This is a genomic window from Bacillus mojavensis (assembly GCF_012648005.1).
In the GTDB taxonomy this organism is placed as follows: Bacteria; Bacillota; Bacilli; order Bacillales; family Bacillaceae; genus Bacillus; species Bacillus mojavensis.
The window spans coordinates 254833-280555 of sequence record NZ_CP051464.1 but is presented as its reverse complement, the minus strand read 5'-3'; the positions used below and the strand labels follow the sequence as shown (position 1 = coordinate 280555).

The 25723-nt window shown below is 46.6% G+C and carries 26 protein-coding genes, 1 pseudogene and 1 other annotated feature; of the genes and pseudogenes, 5 read left to right on the top strand and 22 right to left on the bottom strand.

What is annotated here, in order from left to right:
* Positions 1 to 44: 44 nt before the first annotated feature.
* Positions 45 to 1160, bottom strand: a complete 1116-nt coding sequence (locus HC660_RS01535) for an aminotransferase class V-fold PLP-dependent enzyme (protein ID WP_168746859.1) — start codon at positions 1158 to 1160, stop codon at positions 45 to 47.
* 78 nt (positions 1161 to 1238) lie between these two features.
* Between HC660_RS01535 and pcp the strand changes: the two genes are divergently transcribed.
* A complete protein-coding gene (pcp, locus tag HC660_RS01530; protein WP_168746858.1) occupies positions 1239 to 1886 on the top strand; it encodes a pyroglutamyl-peptidase I in 648 nt (215 codons plus the stop codon).
* On the opposite strand, the gene tatC is transcribed toward pcp, so the two are convergent.
* The 6 genes from tatC to HC660_RS01505 all read right to left on the bottom strand — a co-directional run bounded on the left by tatC (position 1883) and on the right by HC660_RS01505 (position 6185).
* Positions 1883 to 2608 carry a sec-independent protein translocase protein TatCd gene (tatC, locus tag HC660_RS01525; protein ID WP_010332900.1) on the bottom strand — a complete coding sequence of 242 codons (726 nt, stop codon included), beginning with the start codon at positions 2606 to 2608 and terminating at the stop codon, positions 1883 to 1885. The two genes, pcp and tatC, sit on opposite strands and share 4 nt — an antisense overlap.
* Before the next feature lie 61 nt (positions 2609 to 2669).
* Positions 2670 to 2882: a sec-independent protein translocase protein TatAD gene (gene tatAD / locus HC660_RS01520; RefSeq protein ID WP_010332899.1), complete on the bottom strand. Its 213-nt coding sequence runs from the start codon at positions 2880 to 2882 to the stop codon at positions 2670 to 2672.
* A 13-nt stretch (positions 2883 to 2895) separates the two neighbouring features.
* Positions 2896 to 4647, bottom strand: coding sequence for an alkaline phosphatase PhoD (phoD, locus tag HC660_RS01515; RefSeq protein ID WP_010332898.1), 1752 nt, complete (start codon positions 4645 to 4647; stop codon positions 2896 to 2898).
* A gap of 54 nt (positions 4648 to 4701) precedes the next feature.
* Positions 4702 to 4851 carry a hypothetical protein gene (locus HC660_RS21265; RefSeq protein WP_324255127.1) on the bottom strand — a complete coding sequence of 50 codons (150 nt, stop codon included), beginning with the start codon at positions 4849 to 4851 and terminating at the stop codon, positions 4702 to 4704.
* Between the two features lie 78 nt (positions 4852 to 4929).
* Positions 4930 to 5661 (bottom strand): vWA domain-containing protein, encoded by a 732-nt coding sequence (locus HC660_RS01510; RefSeq protein WP_168746857.1) that lies wholly within the window; start codon positions 5659 to 5661, stop codon positions 4930 to 4932.
* Between the two features lie 95 nt (positions 5662 to 5756).
* Positions 5757 to 6185: a cell wall hydrolase gene (locus HC660_RS01505; RefSeq protein WP_010332896.1), complete on the bottom strand. Its 429-nt coding sequence runs from the start codon at positions 6183 to 6185 to the stop codon at positions 5757 to 5759.
* A 301-nt stretch (positions 6186 to 6486) separates the two neighbouring features.
* Between HC660_RS01505 and HC660_RS01500 the strand changes: the two genes are divergently transcribed.
* Positions 6487 to 6873, top strand: a complete 387-nt coding sequence (locus tag HC660_RS01500; RefSeq protein ID WP_010332895.1) for a YndM family protein — start codon at positions 6487 to 6489, stop codon at positions 6871 to 6873.
* Positions 6845 to 6907 (top strand): annotated as a pseudogene (locus tag HC660_RS20945) (hypothetical protein); the annotation flags it as partial. The gene HC660_RS01500 and the pseudogene HC660_RS20945, both read left to right, overlap by 29 nt.
* Here HC660_RS20945 and HC660_RS01495 read toward each other — a convergent pair.
* The 15 genes from HC660_RS01495 to glnK all read right to left on the bottom strand — a co-directional run bounded on the left by HC660_RS01495 (position 6905) and on the right by glnK (position 22969).
* A complete protein-coding gene (locus tag HC660_RS01495) occupies positions 6905 to 7600 on the bottom strand; it encodes an ABC transporter permease (RefSeq protein WP_168746856.1) in 696 nt (231 codons plus the stop codon). The pseudogene HC660_RS20945 and the gene HC660_RS01495 overlap by 3 nt on opposite strands.
* Positions 7601 to 7618: 18 nt before the next feature.
* The gene (locus tag HC660_RS01490; protein WP_168746855.1) at positions 7619 to 8311 is read right to left on the bottom strand and encodes an ABC transporter permease; all 693 of its coding nucleotides are present in this window, start codon (positions 8309 to 8311) and stop codon (positions 7619 to 7621) included.
* Positions 8312 to 8325: 14 nt separating this feature from the next.
* Entirely contained in the window at positions 8326 to 9249 is a 924-nt protein-coding gene (locus HC660_RS01485; RefSeq protein WP_168746854.1) for an ABC transporter ATP-binding protein, read from the bottom strand.
* A gap of 93 nt (positions 9250 to 9342) precedes the next feature.
* Positions 9343 to 10278 carry a HAMP domain-containing histidine kinase gene (locus HC660_RS01480; protein WP_168746853.1) on the bottom strand — a complete coding sequence of 312 codons (936 nt, stop codon included), beginning with the start codon at positions 10276 to 10278 and terminating at the stop codon, positions 9343 to 9345.
* Position 10279: 1 nt separating this feature from the next.
* The gene (locus HC660_RS01475) at positions 10280 to 10960 is read right to left on the bottom strand and encodes a response regulator transcription factor (protein WP_168749346.1); all 681 of its coding nucleotides are present in this window, start codon (positions 10958 to 10960) and stop codon (positions 10280 to 10282) included.
* Positions 10961 to 11127: 167 nt separating this feature from the next.
* On the bottom strand, positions 11128 to 11289 hold the full coding sequence (locus HC660_RS01470; protein ID WP_168746852.1) for an anti-TRAP regulator: 162 nt from the start codon (positions 11287 to 11289) through the stop codon (positions 11128 to 11130).
* A gap of 94 nt (positions 11290 to 11383) precedes the next feature.
* Positions 11384 to 11633, bottom strand: a binding site (T-box leader).
* 56 nt (positions 11634 to 11689) lie between these two features.
* Positions 11690 to 12613, bottom strand: a complete 924-nt coding sequence (mphK, locus tag HC660_RS01465) for a macrolide 2'-phosphotransferase MphK (protein WP_168746851.1) — start codon at positions 12611 to 12613, stop codon at positions 11690 to 11692.
* A 279-nt stretch (positions 12614 to 12892) separates the two neighbouring features.
* Positions 12893 to 14425: a galactarate dehydratase gene (garD, locus tag HC660_RS01460; RefSeq protein ID WP_168746850.1), complete on the bottom strand. Its 1533-nt coding sequence runs from the start codon at positions 14423 to 14425 to the stop codon at positions 12893 to 12895.
* 93 nt (positions 14426 to 14518) lie between these two features.
* A complete protein-coding gene (locus HC660_RS01455) occupies positions 14519 to 15220 on the bottom strand; it encodes a FadR/GntR family transcriptional regulator (RefSeq protein WP_010332886.1) in 702 nt (233 codons plus the stop codon).
* 69 nt (positions 15221 to 15289) lie between these two features.
* Positions 15290 to 16657, bottom strand: coding sequence for a glucarate dehydratase (gene gudD / locus HC660_RS01450; RefSeq protein ID WP_168746849.1), 1368 nt, complete (start codon positions 16655 to 16657; stop codon positions 15290 to 15292).
* Positions 16658 to 16691: 34 nt separating this feature from the next.
* Positions 16692 to 18059 (bottom strand): glucarate transporter GudP, encoded by a 1368-nt coding sequence (gene gudP / locus HC660_RS01445; protein WP_010332883.1) that lies wholly within the window; start codon positions 18057 to 18059, stop codon positions 16692 to 16694.
* Between the two features lie 86 nt (positions 18060 to 18145).
* The gene (gucD, locus tag HC660_RS01440) at positions 18146 to 19612 is read right to left on the bottom strand and encodes an alpha-ketoglutaric semialdehyde dehydrogenase GucD (RefSeq protein ID WP_168746848.1); all 1467 of its coding nucleotides are present in this window, start codon (positions 19610 to 19612) and stop codon (positions 18146 to 18148) included.
* 31 nt (positions 19613 to 19643) lie between these two features.
* Positions 19644 to 20570: a 5-dehydro-4-deoxyglucarate dehydratase gene (gene kdgD / locus HC660_RS01435; RefSeq protein ID WP_168746847.1), complete on the bottom strand. Its 927-nt coding sequence runs from the start codon at positions 20568 to 20570 to the stop codon at positions 19644 to 19646.
* A gap of 212 nt (positions 20571 to 20782) precedes the next feature.
* Positions 20783 to 21727 carry a glutamine utilization two-component system response regulator GlnL gene (gene glnL, locus HC660_RS01430; protein ID WP_010332880.1) on the bottom strand — a complete coding sequence of 315 codons (945 nt, stop codon included), beginning with the start codon at positions 21725 to 21727 and terminating at the stop codon, positions 20783 to 20785.
* A 9-nt stretch (positions 21728 to 21736) separates the two neighbouring features.
* On the bottom strand, positions 21737 to 22969 hold the full coding sequence (glnK, locus tag HC660_RS01425; RefSeq protein WP_168749344.1) for a two-component system sensor histidine kinase GlnK: 1233 nt from the start codon (positions 22967 to 22969) through the stop codon (positions 21737 to 21739).
* Positions 22970 to 23270: 301 nt separating this feature from the next.
* On the opposite strand from glnK, the gene HC660_RS01420 reads away from it, so the two are divergent.
* Positions 23271 to 24254: a glutaminase gene (locus tag HC660_RS01420; RefSeq protein WP_168746846.1), complete on the top strand. Its 984-nt coding sequence runs from the start codon at positions 23271 to 23273 to the stop codon at positions 24252 to 24254.
* Between the two features lie 21 nt (positions 24255 to 24275).
* Entirely contained in the window at positions 24276 to 25712 is a 1437-nt protein-coding gene (locus tag HC660_RS01415) for an alanine/glycine:cation symporter family protein (RefSeq protein ID WP_168746845.1), read from the top strand.
* Positions 25713 to 25723 lie beyond the last annotated feature (11 nt).

Here is a 25723-nt window from a genome sequence, read left to right as displayed (position 1 = left end):
AGCGGCGCTGAAGAAGGTGAACATCTATTTTTAGATGATCGCTTTTAACGCGCGGATAACATTGCAGCCATTTCATCAATCGCATAACGCAGTTCGTCCTTCGTATTGTAAAAGTGAGGAGCGAGACGGATGACATTGTCCCGCGGAGCGCAAATCACGTTTTTCTTTTTTAGTAACGCCGCCGTTTCCGATGCCCGTTCATCCCGAATGGAAACCATGCCCGGCTGCTGTCCTGATGGTGCCCCCGCAAGCTTCAGCCCTTTTTCAGCAGCATATTGACACGCATCGGCAATCACGGCTTTTATATGATCGCGGATACGGGACATTCCGATCTGATTCAACAGCGATAAAGCCGCAGCCGCTGCATACACGCTAATAAAAGCAGGGGTTCCTATTTGAAAACGTCTCGCGCCTTCTGCATAAGACGACACCCCAAACCCGTTTTCCCGCCCGAACCAAGCAGATGCTTTTGGCTTCAGCTCATTCGCCAGCTCTTTTCTCACATAAAGAAACGCCATGCCCGGTATGCCGAGCATATACTTTCTGGTGCCTGCCGCCAGCATATCAATGCCCCATTCCTTCACATCAATGGGAATATGCCCTGCAGATTGATAAGCATCCACAAATAACATCGATCCCTTTCTCTTGGTGATGGCAGCGATGGCTTTTATATCCTGAATGCAGCCGTCACGGTAATGAACGTGCGGAACACAGGTCAGCACCGTCTCTTCCGTGATAGATGTTTCATATTGTTCGAGCGGCAGCTCTCCGTCTATTGAAGGGATCACAGATACATTATAATCAGATTGCGCCTGCCAAATATGAGACACCGCCGGAAAATCCATCTCCGTATATACAACATGTTTCTTTTTAACAGCAGACAAGGATGATGCCACGGAAATCAGCGCATCAGAAACTGAAGGCACAATCGCAATCTCATCCGGCTCAGCACCTATCAGCCTCGCAAACTCGTTTCTGGCGCTCTCTGTCTTGTCAATCGCTTCATTCCAGTTCGTCCCCCTATGCAGCAAGCTGTCATGATAATCTTGTATCGCCTTTGACACCGGCTCTGCCAACGCGCTCTGTGAGCAGCTGGCAAGCATGATGCGGCTCTGCACGGTTGGGAACAGATGTCGGTACTGCTGCGGCAAAAGTTCCATTCTGATTCACTCCTTTTTATTATTTTGATGAAAAATCCAGAAATAAACAATAGAATAATAGAAAAGGAGATGGTAACCATGAGAAAAAAAGTGCTTTTCACAGGTTTTGATCCTTTTGATCAGGAAACTGTCAATCCATCGTGGGAAGCGGTGAAACAGCTGAATGGCTTTGAAACGGATCAGGTGATCATCGCTTCGGAACAAATTCCAACTGTGTTCAGAACCGCTCTCGACACTTTGCGGCAATCAATTCATAAGCATCAGCCGGACATCGTGATCTGCGTCGGGCAAGCCGGAGGCCGGATGCAGGTAACACCGGAACGGGTCGCGATCAATCTTGCAGACGCGCGTATCCCGGATAATGAAGGAAGCCAGCCGATTGATGAGGAGATTGTTCCCGGCGGGCCTGCTGCTTACTGGACAGGACTTCCGATTAAACGCATCACATCTCAAATGAAGGAAAACGGCATTCCGGCAGCTGTTTCCTATACGGCCGGCACATTTGTATGCAACTATCTGTTCTACGGGTTAATGGATCACATTCACCGTATGTCTCCGCACATTCACGGCGGGTTTATCCACATTCCGTACATTCCGGAGCAAACAATCGACAAAACAGCGCCGAGCCTCAGCCTGGACATGATCGTCAAAGCATTGAGGATCGCCGCTGTTACGGCCGCACAATATGATCAGGATACGAAGTCACCCGGCGGCGCGCTGCACTAAGCGGCGGCCGCTTCACTGGTCAGTCTCTTTTTGTATACAAACGCTGATAGTGTGACGCTCACTTCAAACAGGACAAGCAGCGGAATCATGACGAGAAAATCAGAGATAAAGTCTGGCGGGGTAATCAATATGGACACCACGATCAGCAGAAAATAGGACAGCTTTCTCGCTTTGGCCAGCCGGTATGGATTTAAGATGCCTAACCTCGTCAAAAACATCACCACGAGCGGCATTTCAAACAGAAAACCAAACGGCAGGCTCAAATTCACCATAAACCTGAAATAGCGGTCAGCGGTAAACATCGTTTCAAAATGTCCGGCAGACAAATGGGTCAAAAAGCCGAGAACGATCGGAAACAACACAAAATATCCGAACGAGATGCCGGCCAGAAACAGGGCAAATAATCCCGGTATGTACATCAGTGTCACTTTTCGCTCCGTGTTTGTCAGCGCCGGCGCTACAAAACGCCAAAGCTGATAGGCGGCAACGGGGATGGAGGCGGCAATCGCACAAATGCCGGCAAGCATCATATATACCCAGAGAATTTCACTCGGTCCGAGAACAGCTAATTTTCCGTCAAAATCTCTGATCAGCCAATCATAAATGTCCTCCACAAACAAAAAAGCCGTAATTAAAAACAGAAGAAAAGCCGCAAGTGTGAAAATAATCCGACGGCGAAGCTCTTCTAAATGTCCGATCAGATGAGTTTCTTTTTTATCCATATAAAAAAGCCCTCCCTTTCATGAGAAAAAGAGGCAGACCATGCGTCTGCCTCATCAGCACTCAGCCTGCGTTTTTGTCCTGCTTGACCGCTGACAGCTCAGCTGATTTTTCTTCTTTTTCATCACCAGACACAAGTGATTTTGTGGCACTTTTGAATTCCAGCAGAGTCCGACCGGCGGCTCGCCCGATTTCAGGAAGCTTTGAAGGGCCAAAAATAATGAGGGCGATGACAAAGATCAGAATCAAGCCGGGTATTCCAATATTTGAAAACATCATGTATCACTCCTTAATGCGTAATTTTTGCCCGCTTTTTGATCATTTGTTTTTCATGGGCTTTGTTGTGCTCAAAGAAACGATCCTCTTCGACTTCATTTGATTGTTTCACTCCGCCTTGAACCATTGTCGAGGATACCTTTCTCAATCCAGTTTGGTCTTTTTGATAGACGAATGAAGCCCGTGTGGAAATGGCTGCTCCCGGCTCTGTCACAAAAGGCATTACCCGATAATCAGCTTTCCACTGGTGAGGCGTCACTGTACAGCGGACATATCCGCGGTAATCGTTAAAGAACTTGATATGTGGATTTTCCTTTAAAATTTGATCGGTATCCGCCCGCTTATCCGCTCCGTTTCCTCCGGATGTGATGGAGGTGCCGACAAATTCAGCCCCGAAAATTTTCGAGCTTGTTTTATTAAAATCGACATGCAGATTCGATGCCCAGCTTGCGTGTACATCTCCTGTCAGCACAACAACATTATTTAAATTTTTGCTTTTAATGAAATTGACGACCCGTTCGCGCTGAGCCGGATAACCGTCCCATGAATCCATGCTGTAGATCGGGCTTGAGCTTGTCCCGAAATTCCACTTTGCAAAGAAGATTTGCTGTGCCAGCACATTCCAATATGCAGTCGAGCTGTTCAAATTGTTGAAAAGCCACTGCTCCTGTTCTTTTCCTAACAGGGTCCGATTCGGATTGAGCGATTCATCAGATGGCGGCTTATTGCCATCGTTATTGGCTTGGTCATCTCTGTATTGGCGTGTATCCAGCACATTAAATGATGCCAGATTTCCGTACGTAAAGTGGCGGTACAGCTGCATATCCGGACCATTTGGCAGAGAGGAGATGCGGAGCGGCATATGCTCATAATAAGCCTGATACGCCGCCGCACGGCGCAGTACAAACGCATCAACCGACTGCCCTTTTTCCGGGATTTTATTGGCATAGTTATTTTCAACTTCATGGTCGTCCCACGTGACAACCCACGGAAACGCCGCATGCGCCGCTTTTAAATTAGCGTCTGAACGGTATTGGGCATGGCGGTTTCGATAGTCCTGAAGCGTAATGATTTCTGCGCTGTTGTGTGTACGGACATTGCCTGTTTTCGATACATATTCATTTGGTCCGTACTCATATATGTAATCACCAAGATGGAAGACAAGGTCCAGCTTTTCCTTCGCCATATGCTTGTAGGCTGTATAATAGCCATGCTCATATTGCTGGCAGGAAGCGAAGGCAAAGGTCATTTTCGGCACATTGGCACCAGGGGCGGGCAGTGTTTTTGTTTTTCCGACAGGACTTAGCTCATGTCCGGTTTTGAATCGGTAATAGTACACTTTGTTCGGCTCAAGCCCGTCCGCTTCCACGTGAACAGAATGAGCGAGGCTCGGTTTGGCCATTTCAGTGCCCTTTCTTACGATCTTGCGGAAGTGCTCATCCTTTGCCACTTCCCATTTGACAGGCACAGCCTGGTTCGGCATCCCCCCGCCGTTCAGCGGATCTGGCGCCAAACGCGTCCAGAGCACAACGCTGTCAGAAAGCGGATCTCCTGAAGCAACGCCGAGCGTAAACGGATAACTAGAGAACTTAGGTGCAGCATTTACTTCAAATGCTCCGACTGACTGAGCAATGGTTAACCCCAGAGAAAGCCCCGCAATTTTTCCAGCCCCCTGAATAAATTTGCGGCGGTCAAACGTATTGTTCTGAAAGCTTTCGTCTTTCAATTTCTTTACCCATTCGTCAAAACGACTGTCATATGCCATTCCAGATCCCCTCTCTTCTCATTGATCGCTTTCATTATAGGAAACTATTGTTAATTAGCTGTGAAGAAGTGTGAACGGTTTGTAAGCACTGAACATGGGAAACAGGACTTCCTTCACAGCCCTTTCGCCGAAACATGCCGATAGCTGGCAAAACGGCGTATTTTCTGCAAATCCTGTCGTTTGCAAGCCGCCCTTTTTACCTATTTTTCTTCACATGATCTTAAAAAAACAAAAACACCGAGCGATTTTGCATAATCACTCAGTGTTCGGGAAGGCTGTCTGTTATTTAGAAAACAATCTGCTGAAAAAGCCCTTTCTTTCCGGTTTTGCAGCAGCAGGCTCTTGTTCTATTAAAATTCCTTTTTCCTTCACTTCTTTCAGCCAAAATGGAAATTCAGTAAGCAATGCATCATAAAGCTCATCATCAGAGATGCGTTCAATGTCTTCGATATGCAGGAAGTTTGCGTTATCAACAACACGTCCTTCTAGCGTATCCAGTTTATTAAGAAAATCGAAGTTGCCGTTACCGATGCCGACAAACTGCCAAAACACCGGTTTATCAGAGGCCGCTTCAATAATGGGTTTGATCGTTTTTTTACACCCGCCATCATTAATAAAAACGATAAAAGCGGGATATGAACTCGGTTCTTCCACAACATATTTATGTAACACATCCTTCATGACCGGCGGCTCATCATTTCTCCCGAATTTATGCAAGAGCTCATTATTTAAAATTTCGCGATCAACATAGCCTGAAAAATCGCTTTCAGAGACTGGCTTTAACCGTGAGAATTCATTATCATAAACCCATACATCCAGCAGGCCGTTATCATCAAATTGATCAGCCACAGCCAAAATCCGCTCCACCACTTTTTGAACCGTCCCGTTTTTGTACAGCGTTCTCATTGAACCGGTAATATCCAGCACCAGTCCGACACGAGCCGTCACCTTGGTTAACTGCTTTTTCTCCAGTACGATTTTTATGCTCTTCTTTTGCAGGTCAATTGTCGCCATTTTGTCATCTCCTGTAGTTCTTTTCTACGATTATCTCACAGGAATATTTTCCAATAAAGAAAAAACACCGTTCAAATGCGAACGGCGTCCTGCCCCTAAAAAGTGTTATATACGTTTTCACATGTTTCGGCCGTCGGCTGATAAAAACAATGTGACTTGTATCTGGCTACAAACGGCTGGTTATACCAGGTTGACGGGCAGTTTCCTCCCGGCTTGAAATACCACAGGCTGAATTTTGCCGGCCAGAACCTCTCCCCGTTTATCGTCCGGCGCGCCAAGGCCCGCTCGCTTTCCCGAGGTCTTTGATAAAAGTATCCATGGGTCACCGCTTCAAACGCATGCGGCTGAAAAATCATCTGCCTGATGGTGCGGAGGCCTTTAAAATCAGAGCAATTGGCCCTCAGCCGATTAATCCCAACATTGCCGACAAGCAGCATCCCCTGCTTACCTTCACCTTCCGCTTCCGCTCTGAGCAGCCGTGCCATCAAGTTGACATCAGCACTTGTTGCTCTCACAACCGCCATCACGTCACCTCCCCTTTTCTCCTTTCATCATATTGCAATACCCAAAGAGTGATGACGGAGGGACAGGAGAAGTTTTAAAATTTATTCTCGGAATTGCTACAGAGGCCAAATATCAGTGCGATAAAAAACGGGCGGGTGAGCTTAGGGAACTTCCGATAAAAGCCTTGCTTCCACGGACCGGCCAGTCCCCTATTTGCAACCGCCGCCTTTATGCTTTATGAAAAACACAAAATAATGTTTAACTTTCCGTATTTGAGGAATCATACATAACAAATCAGACAATAGAAGGAGGAACCTTATCATGACACATGTGAAAGCGCTCGCGATTAAAGGTATTATGACGATTATTGTCTTGTATTTGGTGCTGGGTCTTGGCTTTGGTTTCACGTTTGGTGATACGCTGCTGATGACAGTTGTGTTAGGGGTCATTTCTTATCTGCTTGGAGACCTTTATGTCTTGCCCCGGTGGAACAATATGATCGCCACTTTGGCTGATTTCGGTTTGGCATTTCTCGTGATTTGGCTGATGGGCATGCCGCTTTCTATGGGAATGACTGGAGGAGAAATTGCGCTGGCGGCTCTATTTGGAGCAATCGCCATGGCCATCGGGGAATATTGCTTCCATTTCTATATGATGAGCAAAGAAATTGGCAAAAAGCATTATCTTGAAACAAGAACAGATTCATAATCAAAAGGCCGGTGCTGACAGCATCGGCCTTTTATAAAACGTCTTCCCGGTCTATGTTTCGGACAGACCAAATCGCTATCAAGATGCCGATCGCACCTAAAGAAAGCGGAATATAGATAATCGTTGCCAACGAAAACTCGGGGCTTTGCTGACTGATCAGAATCGTCAATATAACCGAAGAAATGATGGCAGCCGGAACAGAGCGTTTCCTCATCCCAAACCATAAAGGAATGAAACTCAAGCACGCAGCCGAAGCAGCATATATCGCCATACTGCCGATCTCTTGTCCGATAGTCTGGACTGACAACATCGCAGGTGTAAGTTGATAATATTGATTGATTTGCGCAAAGATGAATGCAAGCACAATTTCAGACACCATAATGGTGATAAACGTCAGTCCGCCTGTAATCAGCAGCTTGGCAGCAATCAGTTTTTTCCGGCTGATGGGATATGTAAACATGACAGTAATGGTTTTATTTTTGTACTCGCTGATAATCAATTTGGCAATCAGCACACTGGCAAAAACAACAAATACAGACCTTACAAACGTTCCAAGCAGAAATAACGTGGATACCGCATCAGTCATCACCTCTGGCTGCGAGAGTTTTTTTTCTTCTGAAGCAATCAAACACATAAATCCGAGGATGCATAGATTTGCAATAACGGCGCCTCTGTAATACCAGCCTAATTTTATTTTTTTCAATTCAAGTTTCATTACATTCAACATGTTGTCTCAACTCCGTATTCAGGCATCTTGTTTGTCTGCTTTCCTGACTGCCATGTATGAAAAAAACAAACCGACAGCCGCAAGAGATAATGGAAGATATACAATGGAAGAAAGGGCCAGGCCCGGGCTTGTTGAACTCATCAGCATGACAATCACGACAGATGAAATGATGGTTGCCGGGACAGAGTGCTTACGCATCCCAAAAAAGATGGGAACTAAACTGGTTCCAGCGGCGCCAAAAGCGAAAACCGCCATTTTTACCGAATGCTGAGACATGACATCGGCGCTCAATTCTCCCGGAATGACATGGTAGATCGAGTTCAGCATATAGTAAGCGGCTGCTACGAACGAATTTGAGACCAACATGGTGATAAACGTCGTCAGCCCGCCTGAGATGCTAAGCTTGGCAGCGAGCAGTTTTTTCCGGCTGATCGGGTACGTGAACATCACTTGAATCGTTTTGTTTTTATATTCCGAAATGACTAATTTGGCGATCAGCACGGCGCCAAAAACGATAAACACTGCTCTGACAAAAGTGCCAATGACGACAAATGCTTCATCCATGCTTTGGAACGACTCGGTGCCCTCCGCTTTTTCTGTGTAACTGACCAGCCACATAAAGCCAAGGATAATCAGGTTGGCAATGATGACTCCTCTTACATACCATCCCATCTTCATCTTCCTTAATTCGATTCTGATCAATTTGAGCAACGATCCCGTCTCCTTTACGCACTGATGTGATTGCCATTGATCAGGCTGATGAAGTAGTCCTCCAGTGACGTATACTTTTTGTTCATTGATTCGATGTCTACATCATTTAAAATCAGCGCTTTTGATATGGCACCCTGTGTTAATTGAGCGTCATAAATTCGGATGGTTTTGTCATTTAAGATTTTAAAGTTGGCAATGTGAAGTTCTTTCTCAAGCACAAAGCAGGCTTTTGTCTGATTCGTCGTAACGAGTTCAATGTATTCTGTGTTTTGTCCTCTGACATCTTCCATCGACACCTCTTCCAGCAGCCTGCCGTCACGAATGACGCCGATTGTGTCCGCAATTTGTTCGATTTCACTAAGCATATGGCTGGAAATCAGCAGTGTCATTCCATACTCCTTGCTTAATACTTGAAATAAGTTTCTGATCTTTTTAATGCCGACAGGATCAAGGCCGTTTACCGGCTCATCCAATATAAGCAGATCAGGTTTGGTGAGGATGGCCCGCGCTATGCCGAGCCGCTGCTTCATTCCAAGCGAAAATGTTTTGACGGGTTTCTTGTCGATCTGTTTTAAATTCACCATATCGAGCACTTCTTGAATGGCTTTTTTATTGTGATATCCCATATATGCACAATGCAGCTCTAAATTTTCGATAGCCGTCAGATTTTCATAGAAAATCGGATATTCAATCATGCTGCCGATCTTGCCAAGCACCTCATATGACGTATGGGTAAAATGGTTTCCGAGGATATTGATTTCACCGCTTGTCGGTTTAACAAGACTTGTCAGCATTTTCATGATGGTTGTTTTCCCCGCTCCGTTCGGGCCGAGAAAGCCGTAAATTTCACCTTTTTTGATATGCATGCTGACATCTGATACGACTTCTTTGCCTTGAAACGTTTTGGTCAGTCCGGTTGTTTGCACAATGTAAGTCAACGTTGTTGCTCCTTTCCTCTTGTTCCTGTTTTCTATTGTAGCGGCGGGCCCTGTCTTTTTTATTTCTTCATTCTTAAGAAATTCTTACGATTGTTAATAGGTCATTCGTTTTAATGTAATCGTAAACGCTGTCCGTTCATACGGGTTGCTATGAAGAGAGATGGATCCCCCCATTTTTTCCACAAGCCTTTTCGTGATCGTTAAACCGAGACCGCTCCCCTGGAATGCTTTGTTTCTTGATTCTTCAAGTGTGTACAGCCTTTCAAATACCCGCTGCTGATCTGTTTCACTGATCCCTTTTCCGCGGTCCCATACAGAGATGGCGATACTTGTCTCATCATAAGAAAGTGATAATCCGATAACCTTGCCATCCGCGCCATATTGAATCGCGTTGGATAATACATTTTGCAGGATACGGTCCAGCGCTTCTTCATTTGCATGCGCGTATACCGGCGTATCCGGTATATCAATCTCCGTGTTAAAACCTTTTGCCTGAACGACATCATAGTAATGCAGGATATTTCGTTTGCAGACTTCGTTGATATGTATTTTTGTGATCGGGATTTGTTTATCTTCAGATTCCAATTTGGCTAAATCAAAAAAAGAGTGGATCATTTGGATGAGTTCATTTGTTTTTTGGTGGAGCTTCTCAAGCAGCCTTTCCCGCTCTTTGTCCGGCATATCCCGGTCACTTTGGATGGCTTCGATATAACCGAGAATGACCGTCAGAGGTGTTTTGAGATCGTGCGACATATTGGTCAGCATCCGTCTCATGGAATGCTCTGTTTTTGCAAACCGGGCGTTGATATGCTGATGACCCTCGGCAAGCAGATTGATGTTGACGAGCAGGTCCCTGAGCGCACGGTCATCTGTATGCAGTAAAACCTGATCGGCCGATTCATTGTCAAGCATGGCGCCAAGCTTTTCTGCCGTATACGTCAAATTCCTGTCCCGGTTCTTTTTCATCATATATTGAATGACATTTAGACACGCCAAAGCGATGACAGCGGAAATCGTTAATACTGTCATTCTAAAACTCTCCCCATTTATAGCCGATGCCCCATAATGTTTTGATATATTGAGGAGACGATGGATCATCTTCAATCTTTTCTCTCAGCCGTCTCATATGTACATTAATGATATTTTGGTCGCCAAAGTACTCCTCATTCCATACGGAACGATAGATTTGTTCTTTCGTAAATACCTTTTTAGGATTTGATGCGAATAGTGTCAGCAGCTGCCATTCGGTTGACGTCAGCTGAAGCGGTTCGCCGTTTTTCAGAACGGATACATTGTCTATATCGATCGTAAGCTGGTGAACACGAATCACCTGATGTTCAGCCGGTTCACTCGACGAATATTGCGTCGCCCTCCGTATCGCTGCTTTGACTCTGGCTGTCAATTCAATCATCGAAAACGGTTTGGCGATATAATCATCCGCCCCGAATCCCAGGCCCAGTGCTTTATCAACATCTCCGTCTTTTGCTGAAATCATTAAAACAGGGATTTTGCTTTTTTCCCGGATGATTTTCAGAAAATCCATGCCGTTCAGCTTCGGGAGCATGATATCAAGCAGAATCAAATCGTATGAACCCTGCTGAAACAGCCGGATGCCTTCTTCACCGTCGAAGGCATGTACCATCTCAAAGCCTTCTTTTGTTAAATAATGATCCACCATTTCACTGATTGAATGGTCGTCCTCCACAAGCAATATGCGCTGCATCCTCTCACCTAACCTTTTTCATAGTCAAAAAAACACACATGTCATTACGCTTATTGTAATTGAAAAACATGTGTGTTTTACAAAATTTATTCTTTTTTCCTGTTTTCAGCTTTCTCCTGCAGCCGCTCTGCCCATCTCAGTTCAGTTTTTCTCCTTTACTTGTTAATATGTTTTTGGATAAAATCCAAAAGCGTATTCCCTTGTGCAGTAAGAATGACCCCCTTTCCGCTGCATGCCGGACAAGGTTTGCCTTCTATTTCACCGGCTCTTTCACAATGCGGACAAGCAATCTCCAGATCATCAGTTGCGATTACCATTTGAATTCCTCCTTTCCCATTGATCAAACATGGACCACCAGCCTTCTTCCATCGGCCGTCACCCCCTTTAAGAAACACAAAAACCCCCATCCTATCAAAGGACGAGGGTCTCGCGGTACCACCTTTATTAACAGCTAAAAAGCCATTCGCTCATCAGTACAGAAAACATCCGTTTCGATACTCCTCTCTTGGTAACGGGGAGAGAATCCCGGCATTGCCTACTATCTATTCAGCAAAGCAATTCAGAAGCCCATTCGGCATCAGGGGAGGATCGGTTCACACCTGCCACCGACTCTCTGAACCCCGCTCACTGATGCTTACTTGCTCTTCCTCATAATTGTTAATCTGCTCTTTCTTTTTTAAAATTTATAATACTCCGTCAATTCAAGGAAGTCAATTCTTAATCCAATTTAGATTGGCCAAGTGCTTCCAGAGCCATATTTATGTGCTCCTCCTGCTGTGTCTGAAGAGCGAACTTGGCAATTTCCAGCGGATACGCCGCCTGCATCTCTGAGATGTGATCCTGCATTTTTGACCAAACACGGCCGCCTGCCTGATCATAGCATTCGAGCAAACGGGCTGTTTCTTTTTCTCCGAAAATCATGTGGTAAAAGACAAAATCTTTGGCTGGATCGGCGACTTTCGCTTCTGTCCAATCCAGAAGGCCTGTGATGTGTTCGGTTTGATCAATAAGAATATGCGCCGGATGGAGATCGCCGTGTATCAGCACGGAAAAACCGGGCCAGTATGCATCATCATTGATCCACGTTTGCCATCTTTCCCAAAGCTGCTTAGATACGCCAAGCATATTCTTTACATCATCCATAGATTGAGCTGTCATTTGCCTAAAATCTTCTGGCTTCACCACTTCTATTCCGGATAGGCCGGCAGATGTTTGATACATGCCATGTAATTCAGCCAGTATTTCGGCAAGTGTATGAATAAAACCGTCTGACGGCGGCTGATGATTCATATTCCATACATACTGTTTCTGTTCCAAATCGATCCAAGCAGCAGGCGTTCCGCTAAGCTTCGGGTAAGCGATCAATTCCGGCGTGTGAATTTTCCAATCCGGCACATCAGCTGTAAGATTCGCGCGGAGAAAGGCAAGCGTTCTGCCTTCTGAAGCTGCTCTTCCAACAACATCGCTTCTTCGCGGTTTTCGCAGCACCCATGGCATACCTGAATCATCCTCAGCAAATACAACATGAAAATCCATTCCCGTTTCATTCAGTTGAGCGTTATCAGAGTGAACCGTCAAACCTTGATTGCGCGCAAGTGCGACAATTTCAGTGATAAGCTGCCTTTCGATAGGGTTTGTCATCTCTTTTCCCCTTTCTCATATTCCGCCTGTCGTTAGAGAGAAGGGATGTTTTTAAGGAACAAAAAAAGAGGGCAGCATCGCCACCCTCTTTTCATGACCATATAAGGGTACATACATAGGCAAATTCATCCCAATTCCCCGCATCCAGGCGAGAGTCGTTCACTATTGAATTCGTGTCAATCGGAATCTAATGAATGCCATGTCAGAACCCCTCCGTTCATTGTACGTTGATTTTCATTTTACATCATATTCCAGTGTTAATCTACTATAAAAGATGAATCAAGTCACAGGCGCGGGATTAAACAAACACAAATCATTGTGAAGACCCCAATGGTCCGCCCATGTTTGTTTCCTGCCGCTTGCTACATCTATGATCATCCGAAAAATCTCCCAGCCGACTTCTTCGATACTGGCCTCTCCGGTAGCGATTCGCCCGGCATTGATATCGATTAAATCCGCCCAATGCTCTGTTAATGAATGGCGTGTAGATACTTTCAGCACCGGCGCAGCAGCCAATCCATATGGTGTTCCTCTGCCTGTCGTAAAGACCTGCAGATTCATGCCTGCCGCCAGCTGAAGGGTTCCGCACACAAAGTCGCTTGCCGGCGTCGCCGCAAACAGCAAACCTTTCTTCTCCGCCTTTTCTCCAGGCCCGAGCACACCGGAAATGGGACTTGTGCCTGACTTTGCTACCGATCCTAACGCTTTTTCCACCACATTGGATAAACCGCCTTTTTTATTGCCAGGTGACGGATTGGCGCTTCTGTCTGCTTCCCCCCGCCGCAGATAGCTGTCATACCACTTCATCTCATCGATCAGCGAACGTCCGACCTCATCGCTGACAGCCCGCGGTGTTAATAAGTGAATTGCATCCCGCACCTCTGTCACTTCAGAAAACAAGACCGTTGCGCCTGCCCGAACCAATAAATCAGCCGCATATCCCACTGCCGGATTCGCCGTCACGCCGGAAAAGGCATCACTGCCGCCGCATTGCAAGCCAATTACCAGGTCAGAAGCAGGGCAGGTTACACGGACTCTGCTGTTGAGTCTGATCAACCGCTCCTCCGCCATTTCCATGATCGAATGAATCATATTCGCAAAGCCTCGATGATCTTGAAGTGAAATGATATGATCTTTTTTCTCAGGTGCAATCCGTGCCGGGAGGAGCTTTTCACATCCTAATCCGACCACCATCACTTCTCCGCCGAAGTTCGGATGCTTTGCCAGATTTTGAATCGTGCGGATGGGAATCACGGCGTCTGGGGCATTGATGGCCACGCCGCATCCATATTGATGATGAAGCGGCACGACATCATCGACATTTGGATATTTCGGAAGAAGCTCTTCTTTTATCCGTTTTACCGCATAATCCAGCACACCGACGACACACTGAACACTTGTGGTGATACCGAGAATGTTTTTCGTCCCCGCACTGCCGTCAGCATTTCGATATCCTTCAAACGTATAGCCTTCAAGAGGCGGCAGCGGTTTGGGCACTTTGTTTGCGATAGGGAGATCATGGAGTTCCGGAGGGGCGGGCATTCTCACCAAGGCTTCCCTCACCCAGCTTCCGCGTTTGATCGGCTGATCTGCAAATCCGATCACTTCTCCATAACGCACAATGGCATCCCCCTGATTCAAATCGGTTAAGGCCACTTTATGGCCTTGAGGAACATCTTCTTCAAGCATCAGCCCGCATGGAAAAACAGTGCCCTTTGGCAGTCCTCCGTCATTGACGATAATCGCCGTGTTATCTGTAACATTCACTTTGATGTAAAGAGGCGTTTGGTTTTGCCTGAGGTTCATTGCCATAAGAAAATCACTCCTCATAACTTAGTAAGCGTTTTCTAAATCGGTTCAAGAACAGCCGCAGATCTTACGTTTCAACTGCGGCTGTTTCAACAATTATTGATCATCCATACCCTTCAAAATTTTGTCACGGACAAATTTCAAATGCTCATACATGTGGTAATGAGCCTGGTAAGGGTCTCTTTTGGCAAGAGCGTCATAGATTTTTTTGTGGTATTCGACCGTTACATCCCTCTCCCTATACGGAATCTGGCTGTCGATTTTCGCATGAGTGATCAGCAGGGATTGAATCATGCCTTCGACAACGGGATTATTGGCACTTAACGCTATAATTCGATGGAATTCTTTATCGGCTTCTCCATAATTGTTGTCAGTGCTGCTGGCGATGTCGTCGATTGTTTTCTGTAAACGCTCGAGCTCATCTTCATTTATTTTTTCTGCGGCGATCGTCACCAGCCCGAGCTCTAACGCCATCCGCGCTTCAATAATAGCCGGAAGATTATCTGTCGCCAAAGCAAGCATGACGGAAAAAGGCTGCATCCCAATTTTGTCGTTGAAATACGTGCCGCCGCGGGTTTTTCTCGTGATAACACCCAGCGTCTCTAGTGAGCTAAGCGCCTCGCGAAGCACCGGTCTGCTGACATGTAAGATATCCATTAGCTCCATTTCTGTGGGCAATTTGTCTCCGGCCTTTAATTGTCCGCTTGACAGTAAATGGACAATCCGTTCAATGACTTGCTTAGCTAATGTTTTCCGATTGACTGTATCCACCTTCAGATCTTCTAAACCTTCGTACACGAACAACTCTCCCTTCAGTTGTTCAATTGTAAGACAAAATATTCGTTATGACAATATTTAGAATAAAACTTATCGCACGAGACACGGGCGCTTGCGGTCAAACTCCCAATTGCTGATCAGAAACTGCATAGGGATTGCATCATTCCGTGCGCCTAAATTCATTTTTCGATAGAGATCATGCGCTTTTTCCACTTGTTCCATATCAATGTCGATGCCAAGCCCAGGCTTATCAGGCACCTTCACACAGCCATCAACAATTTCTAAAGGCTGTTTGGTTAAACGCTGTCCGTCCTGCCAGATCCAATGGGTATCAATCGCCGTGATTCGTCCCGGAGCAGCGGCCGCGACATGGGTAAACATGGCAAGGGAGATATCAAAATGATTATTAGAATGCGAGCCCCACGTCAGTCCCCAATCATGGCACATCTGCGCAACCCGCACCGATCCCTGCATCGTCCAGAAATGAGGATCAGCCAGCGGAATATCGACCGCATGCAGCTGAAGCGCGTGCCCCATTTCCCGCCAGTCAGTCGCTATCATGTTTGTCGCGGTCGGCAGGCCTGTCGCGCGGCGGAACTCAGCCATCACTTCACGTGCGGAATAACCATATTCCGCCCCGCACGGATCTTCTGCATACGCGAGCACATCATGCTTTCCTTTGCATAATGCAATGGCTTCCTCTAATGACCACGCCCCGTTCGGATCAAGGGTGATTCTTGCCTCTGGAAAACGTTTTGATAATGCAGTGACAGCTTCGATTTCATCCTCTCCTGACAGCACCCCGCCTTTCAGCTTGAAATCCTGAAAGCCGTAGCGCTCCTGTGCGGATTCGGCAAGACGTACAATGGCCTCAGGCGTCAGCGCTTCCTCATGGCGAAGGCGGAACCAATCGCAATCTGACTGCTGATTGCTTTGATACGGCAATGTCGTCCGCCTTCGGTCACCGATGTAAAATAGGTAACCAAGCATCTTGACCTCATCCCGCTGCTGTCCTTCGCCCAACAAGGCCGCGACTGGTTCCTGAAGAAACTTTCCAAGCAAATCTAACAAAGCCGCTTCCAGCGCCGTAATGGCATGGACTGTAGTGCGCAAATCAAACGTCTGGATTCCGCGGCCTCCCCTGTCTTGATCCGCAAACTGCTTTCTGACTGTTTGCAAAATCGACTGGTACGCGCCGATCGATTTACCGACAACAAGCGGCTCTGCAAGCTCCAGCGTGCGGCGAATAGCTTCTCCGCCCGGCACCTCGCCCACACCCTGATTCCCGCTGCTGTCTGTTAAGACGACAAGATTCCGGGTAAAAAACGGGCTGTGGGCGCCACTTAAATTCAGCAGCATACTGTCATGCCCCGCGACTGGAATTACTCTCATTTCAGTAATTGATGGAATATTCGATCTTTTTTCTTTTTGAACCTGTTCTTGTATGGATGAACTCATGTTTTCTCCTCCTTATAAAGCGCTTTCATAAATATTAGACAGGCAATGATTGATCGGGGTCTTGCTGTTGTTTCTTTAATACGACCCGTTTGATCGGCCCGACCAGAAGCAAATAGCTGAGAACTGCTGCAATCGCATTAGCGCCGACAAAAACGAGCGCGCCATTAAAAGATCCTGTGGCATTCACGATGTAGCCGATAATAATCGGAGTCGTAATCGAGGCGATGTTTCCGAATGTATTGAACAAACCGCCGCTTAATCCCGCACACTCTTTTGGCGACGTGTCCGACACGACAGCCCAGCCCAATGCGCCAAAGCCTTTTCCGAAGAACGCGAGTGACATGATCACAACGACGAGCCATGCTGAATCTGTATAGTTGCAGATAATCATGCTGCAAGACAGCAGCATGCCGACTATGATCGGTCCTTTTCTCGCAAAGGTGAGAGAACGGCCTTTTTTCAGTAAAAAATCAGACACGATGCCTCCAAGCACGCCGCCCGCAAATCCGCACAGCGCCGGGAGGGAAGCCACAAACCCCGCTTCAAGAATGGACATTCCGCGGGCCTGAACCAAATATACCGGAAACCATGTGAGAAAAAAATAGGTGAGAGTTGTAATGCAATATTGTGCGATGTACACGCCAATCAGCATGCGGTTGGTTAATAACTGTTTGATATACGGCCATTTTGATTCTTTTTCCTGCTTGCTTTGACTGTCATCCATTGAAATCAGCCCGCCGCCTTCTTCAATGTACGCAAGCTCGGCTTTGTTAACCTTCGGATGTTTTTTCGGTTCATATACCGTTTTTAACCAGATAAAAGCCAGAAGAATTCCCGCGGCCCCCATCACTACGAAGACGGAATGCCAGCCAAAAGAGTGGGTGAGCCAGCCCATTAAAGGAGAAAAAATGACAATTGCGAAGTATTGAGCTGAGTTAAAAAAGGCTGAAGCTGTACCGCGTTCGGAGCTTGGGAACCAGGAAGCAACCACTCTGCCGTTTCCGGGAAATGAAGGTGCCTCAGATAGCCCGACTAAAAAGCGCAGCGCAAACAGCAGGATAATTGCTGTGCCAGCGGAAAAAAAGCCAATCGCCCCTTGCAGCAGCGTGAAAAATGACCAGAAAAAGATGCTTAACGCAATAACCGTCTTTGAGCCAAACCGATCCAGCAGCCAGCCTCCGGGAAGCTGCCCGATGACATAAGCCCAGCCGAAAGCAGAAAACACATACCCCATAGCGACCGAGTCCAGTCCAAGGTCATGCTGGACGGAATCTCCCGTAATCGAAAGCGTCGCACGATCTGCGTAGTTAATAGACGTCACAAGAAACAGCATAAACACGATGAACCAGCGTACAGAGGTTTTTTTGCCCGCCGGCGAAACATTCGCATGGTCTTTTTTCATAATATCTTCTCCTTTGTCAAAGTAGAGAATCATATGCTGGCTGGTGATAAGGCTTGGAAAGAGACAAGCGCCTCTTTCCAGCACTTTTATTGCTTCACAAACACGGTTTTGATCGCCGTGAAAAAGTCCTTCGCAGCCTCACCCTGTTCGCGGGAGTGAGAGCTTGATTGCTTCATGCCGCCAAATGGCGCCTGAAGCTCAACCCCTGCGCTTTCTGCATTGACCCGAACAAGCCCGGCTTCAATCTCATCAATGAATGAAAGCATACGGCCGATGTTTTGCGTAAAAATAGATGCACTTAATCCGAACTTCACATCATTGGCGAGGTCTAAAGCCTCCTCCATCGTGTCCACCTTTAACAGAGCGATGACCGGTCCGAAAATTTCCTCCTGGGCAATCGCCATGTCAGATGTCACGTTGTCAAAAATGGCAGGCTGCACATAATATCCGTTTTGATACTTTCCATCCTCCAGCTTTTCTCCTCCAATCAAAAGGGAAGCGCCTTCTTGTTTGCCTTTTTCAATATACGATAGGCAATTATCAAGCTGATTTTTACTTGCGATCGGTCCCATCCAGACGTTTTCGTTCAAGCTGTCTCCAATCGTAATCTCCTTTGTGCGCTGCACCAATTTTTCTTTAAAGCGGTCGTAAATTCCGCTTTGGACAATGACACGGCTCGTTGCGGTGCACTTCTGGCCCGTTGAACGGAAAGCGCCTGTCACCACGGCTTCCGCTGCCGCTTCAAGATCAGCATCATCCGCTATGATCACCGGGTTTTTCCCGCCCATTTCAAGCTGATATTTGGCGCCTCTCGCTAAAGCGGCTTGCCCGATGATTTTTCCAACCTGATTCGATCCCGTGAACGTAATGGCATTGACCCCGTCATGTTCGGCAATGCCTTGGCCGACAACTGACCCTTGGCCAGTCACCAAATTGATGACTCCCGCCGGAAGTCCCGCTTCTTCAAAACAAGCGATGATCTTCGCACATGTAACGGCAGTTTCTGTTGCCGGTTTGATGACAACAGTATTGCCGTACACCAATGCCGGCGCCATTTTCCAAATCGGGATCGCGACCGGGAAGTTCCACGGCGAAATCACACCGACGACACCGAGCGGGACACGGGTTGTAAACATCAGTGCGTCTTTGTCAGTAGACGGGATGACATCGCCTGTTTTGCGCATGCCCTCGCCGGCGTAATAGCGAAGAATCGCAATGCCGCGAGCGGTTTCTCCTTTTGCTTCCGGCAGGGTTTTTCCCATTTCACGCGTCGCACATGCGGCGATGTCCTCTAAGCGCTGTTCCATAATATCGGCAGTTTTGTACAGCAATTGGCCCCGTTCTGCACCCGTCAGCTTTCTCCATCCCGTTTTTGCCTCATGAGCGGCGGCGACGGCCCGGTCCACATCATCAGCCGTTGAATTCTGCACATAGCCGACGATGTCGTTCACATCGGCAGGATTTTTCGACTTGATCATATCGCCTGATTGAGATTTGACCCACTCTCCATTAATAAAATTGAGATATGTGTTTTTTTCCGTGATTACAGTCATGCCCATTGCCCCTTTCAGGTTTTTATGTTCGTCAAACCGTCGCGGCCTTCTTCGGGAAACGATCCGCCGCTTGCTTTAAAATGGCTTCTAATTGCTGATAATGTTCTTTTTCAACCGGCCCGACAGGCGGTCTGGCTGTATTTCTCACATTCATCCCCATAATCTCCATGCCGGCTTTAATCAAGGATACCGCGTACCCTTTCCGCTGCTTCCGAATATCGTTGATCGGCAGAATGACATGCTGATAGAGTTCCTTCACTGCATCGTTGTTTCCGTTTTTCAAAGCTTCATAGAACATCCGGGAAATATGCGGAATATAATTCGAAATGGCTGAAGAATATGAGTAAAAACCGATTGGCAGGTAGGACGGCATCGTCACTTCAGCCATCGGCATTCCGTTAAGCCATCCCAAGCGGTCACCGATTGTATAGGCGAGGTTGATATTCAAATCCATGTTCCCCACTCCGTCTTTCACACCCACAAGCTGTTCAAGCTCCGTCAGCCGCTTGATCTGTTCAAGAGAAAATACGGCATTGTCGCGCTGATACAGAATGGCATTCAAGTCTGTGCTTTCAATAATCGTTTTGGCGTACTGATACAGCCCCTCCTGTTCGCCATACACCAAATACGGAGGAAGGATCAAATAGCCGTCAGCGCCTTTTTTCTCCGATATACGCGCCCAATCAAGCGCGGTGCTGAGATTGCCGCCCACGCCCGTATAGACCGGGACCTTTCCTCCCGCAGCCGAAACCGCGACTTCAACCATGTTTTCGTATTCTTTCTGGCTAAGGGATTGAAACTCCCCTGACCCACAGGCGATAAAAATCGCTTCCAAGCCTTCTTCCAGCAAAAACTCGATATTTTGAAACAGAGCTTCTTCCTCCAGCTTTCCTTGTGTATTAAAAGGCGCAACCGGAAAACCTAAAATCCCTTCAGGTGCTTTTCTTATACGGCTCATGTACAAAACCTCCTGTCATTTGTGTAAACAGCTCATATGAAAGCGCTTTAAAATTGTGTGGCTGCATATCCTCTCCTTCCCGTATATCCTTTTGTTTTATTGTAAGACAAATAAACAATAAGTCAATAACTTTATTTTCTGACTCTTCATAAAAAAGTCAGAAAGCCGCGTTTTCCGCATAAAAAAACAGCCGTTGGTATCCGGCTGTTTTTTCACATACTTCTTTCTTTCATCGTTTCGTTCAAAAGCTTCGCTTCTAAAAAAAATACGTGGATAAATTTTTTCATATTCACTCTGGCAGGGGCGAGGGGTTTCGCATCTTTGGATTGAATTTCTTTCATTTTTTGGCTGACGACCGGGAAATCAAAGAATTTTGATGCGTAGGTTTCGAATTTAGGGTTCGAAAAATCAGTTGTGCCCAATGAGGCAAAATGGTCCAGCGAATGAATAATGGCCCTGCGGATTCGTTGTTCCGAGGCTTTCATTTCACGATTGATTTCCGTTTGTGATGCCGCAGCCCCAAGCTTTCGTTCCGCTACTTGTGTGAAAATTTGTTTTAACGAAGGGATATTTTTTTCGTAAGGCTCAGATTGTTCATGCTCAGCTAAATACTGAAGGACCGCCATCATATCATGAGCGCCGCCTTCACCCATCATGCCGAGCTCGGATAGCAAGAATGTTCCCGCTTCTTTTAAGCTGTTGTCATTTTTATACTGAGACCGTGCTTTTCGTTCGGTTCGGTTGACCAGCCGGCTTAAAGAGTTTTGGATATCTCCGATCGAGTTTTCAAGCTGGATCCGTTCCTTCACCTTTTGCAGAACAGTTACAATTTCAATACGGTTTATCGGTTTATGAATAAAATATTCAATGCCGAGAGAATACGCTTCTCCGACCATTTCTTTAGCTTCCACTTGTGAGATCATCACGATTTTCCCAGAATAATAGTCCTTGATTCGGCGTATGGTCTCAATTCCGTCCCGCCCGGGCATTAATAAATCGATTAACAAAATATCAATCTGCTTAAATTGCAATATATGCCCTTCCACTTGGCTTCCGTCTTCCGCTTCACCCGCAGCCTCTCCAAGATCCTCATCCTCTATGATCTGCCTTAAAATTGACCGTACCGCACGGTCATCATCAGCGATAAAAAAACGCATATTATCTGTTCATCCTTTCTGAATCAAATGCCTGGCAGGCAGCCTGATGGTAAAGACCACTCCTTGCTGCTGGTTGTGAAACTTAATGTTTCCCTCAAGCTCTGTCACGATTTCCTTGACGTAGGAAAGCCCAATTCCGGTTGAAGGCGTGCCAAACTCGTCATACGTTGAGGTAAAGCCCGGATCAAACACAATATCTCCTATTTTCTCCGAAATGCCGGGACCATTGTCTTCCACCTGAAATTCTATCATACTCTCATCTGGCTTTCGGAGCCTCAGGCTGACCGTTCCCTCATCCCCCATTGCCTCCACCGCGTTTGCCGTCAAATTATTAATGATAGAAAGAACGATAAATACATGATAATCATCGTGCTCTCCCTCTATTGAACAATGAAAATTGATCTGTTTGCCCAATGATTCAGCGTACTTTTCATTCATTCGAATAACAAGCCGGAAAAGATCCGAGGCATTCATATAATCTTTAAAACTTTCATTGGAAATCAGTTTCGAAAGCCCGGCGAATATCCTCTGGTTGTCCTTTTTCACTTCATGAATTTCCCCGGCCAGCCTTAAGATCCTGCCGCCGAGCTGATCGTCCTTGCCCTTTACTTCCCGGTAGAGCTGATAGGATTCGTTTGTCACATGCTCTGTCGTTTTCAGCGTCTTTTTTAAATGCACTGTTTCTTCATATAAATTCGACACGATCATCAGCATGTGCTCATTTTGCCGCCTTGTCTGCTTTTCTCTGGACTGCGTTTCATACAGTTTCAGCACGTTAAAAAAGCTGATCACAATAAATGTATGAGAAATCGCAACGACCGCGATATCCGTTATTTTCTCAGGCGTCACCACTGTATGAAAAATAAGAAACTGAACAACCAGCTCGACGCTATCGGAAGCAATTTCAATCATAAATCCGTAAAAACCGAGCATAACCGGCCGATCACGATAGCGGTTCGCCCGCAACACATAAAACAGACATGCAAACGTCATGTAAAAGAAAAAGCCTGACGCTTGATCATACAGGATTGGAATCAGTCCAGCGTGTCTTCCGTCCCATAATTCCAATAAGACACGAAATACGAAAACCGATGTTCCAGTCAAAAACCCCGGCAATACAGCGGACACATGCCGCAGCAGCACTAAGAAAAAGAAAAAAGCCGGCGCGCCGAAGCTGATTCGGAACTCTTCATTGAGGGGATAAAATTTCAGTTCGCCTGCAAGCGGCACAGTAATCAGCATGAGCGCCATTATATATGCGTCTTTCTCAAAAAAACGTTCCAGTTTAATTATGATCACATCCTCATTTTTATTTTGAGGAAAGGACAAAAAACCTGCAAATTTCTTTCGACCCAGTATGTAAGCTTTTTATAAAACCAACGGCTTATTTTCGAAAATTTTTTGTCGTATTTTGTATGATTCTGTAGTCTCTATTATACAGTTATGATACCTTTCCGCACTCATGAAAGCGTTTAACGCCTCGTCTGTCTTCGATTATACTCCGCCTCAGTCCCAAATAGCTAAAACAGATAGGAGGAATTTGATGAAAGAACTGATAAAAGAACGCCCGGAAGAAAAGAACCTGGCGTCGCAGCTGTATGAATGGGTAGAACATTACCGCCCCTTTGCCGCCAATGGACAAAGCGCAAATTATATCCCCGCGTTAGGAAATGTCAATGACTCACAGCTCGGCATTTGTATATTGGAGCCTAATGGAGCAATGATACATGCCGGCGATTGGAACGTCCCTTTTACCCTGCAAAGCATTTCAAAAGTCATCAGCTTTATCGCTGCGTGTATGAGCCGCGGCATTCCCTATGTGCTTGACCGCGTCGATGTCGAGCCGACAGGTGACGCCTTTAATTCCATCATCCGTCTCGAAATGCACAAGCCCGGAAAACCGTTTAACCCCATGATTAACGCGGGTGCCATTACAATTGCCTCGCTTCTTCCGGGAGAGACAGCCCGCGATAGGCTGGAGTATCTGTACTCTGTCATTGAAACATTAATAGGGAAACGGCCCAGAATACATGAGGAAGTTTTCCGGTCTGAATGGGAAACCGCCCACCGCAACAGAGCACTGGCCTACTATTTAAAAGAGACAAACTTTTTAGAAGCCGATGTGGAAGAAACGCTCGAGGTGTACCTGAAGCAATGCGCCATGGAAGGCACGACAGAAGACATTGCATTGATCGGCCTGATCCTTGCTCATGACGGTTATCACCCGATTCACCGCCAGCAGGTGATCCCGAAAGATGTAGCAAAGCTCGCCAAGGCTTTAATGCTGACATGCGGCATGTATAACGCCTCCGGCAAATATGCGGCATTTGTCGGGGTGCCGGCCAAAAGCGGTGTCTCTGGCGGCATCATGGCGCTGGTTCCCCCAAGCGCCAGAAGAGAGCAGCCTTTCCAAAACGGATGCGGCATCGGCATTTACGGGCCTGCCATTGATGAATACGGCAACAGCCTGACTGGCGGCATGCTGCTGAAGCACATCGCACAGGAGTGGGAACTCAGCATTTTTTAAAATAAAAAACGAGGTGATTGTATGCAGCAATTCCTGGAACATATCGTCGGTTTCGCAAATGATTTTTTGTGGTCAAAGCTATTAATTGTATTGCTTCTTTCTCTGGGAATCTATTTTACGTTCAGGCTTAAATTTTTACAGGTTCGCATGCTGAAGGAAATGGTCAGGGTGTTAAAGGAAGGCGCTGCATCCCGCTCTAAAAACAGCATCTCTCCGTTTCAAGCGTTTTGTATCAGCATGGCAGCCCGAGTCGGCACCGGAAACATTACGGGTATTGCCATTGCGATTGCGCTGGGCGGGCCCGGTGCGATTTTCTGGATGTGGATTATTGCCATTATCGGGTCAGCGTCAAGCTTTGTCGAAAGTACACTGGCTCAAATTTATAAGGTGAAAGATGCAAACGGCTTCCGTGGCGGTCCTGCTTATTATATGGAAAAAGGACTGAACAAAAGATGGATGGGCGCCTTGTTCGCCGTTTTAATCACGCTGTCGTTCGGTATTGTCTTTAACTCGGTTCAATCAAATACGGTCAGTCTCGCGTTTGAAAACGCGTTCGGCACAAACCGCCTGACACTTGGACTCATTTTAATTGCTGTGTTTGGAACAATTATCTTTGGCGGAGTCAAACGCATCGCAAAACTGGCTGAATATATTGTTGTTGTTTTGGCTGTCCTGTATATCGGAGTCGCTTTTTTCGTGATTCTCACAAACATCACCCAGCTACCTGCCGTTTTTACGCTAATTGTCAAAAACGCGTTTGGATTTGACCAGGCGGCCGGCGGCGCTTTGGGAGCGGCTTTAATGCAGGGTGTCAGACGGGGGATTTTTTCAAACGAAGCGGGAATGGGAAGCGCACCGAATGCCGCTGCCACCGCGACGACAAGCCATCCTGTAAAACAGGGGCTGATCCAGGCATTTGGTGTGCTTACTGATACGCTGGTCATTTGTACAAGCACGGCCTTTATCATCCTGTTTTCAGACGCCTATCATACCCCGGGACTGAGCGGAATCGCCTTAACTCAAGCCTCTCTCAGCTCCCATATCGGACCATGGGCATCAGGCTTTCTCGCCATCCTGATCCTCTTATTCGGATTCTGTGCCTTGATCGGCAACTATTATTACGGGGAAACCAATATCGGCTTTTTGAACAAAAGCAAAAAACTGATATTCGTCTATCGCATCGGCGTGCTTGCAATGATTGTGTTTGGCTGTGTGGCCAAGGTGCAGCTTGTATGGGATTTGGCCGATTTGTTTATGGGCTTGATGGTCGTCGTCAACTTAATCGCCATTTTCTTATTATCGAAGGTGGTTTTTGCGGCTCTCCAGGACTATACCCGGCAGAAAAAAGCGGGCAAAGACCCTGTTTTTTACAAAGATGTCATAAAAGATCATGAGCGGATTGAATGCTGGGAGCTTTCAGAAACTTCTGCTGATCCTCATAACAAACAAATATCGTAATGCATGCAGAA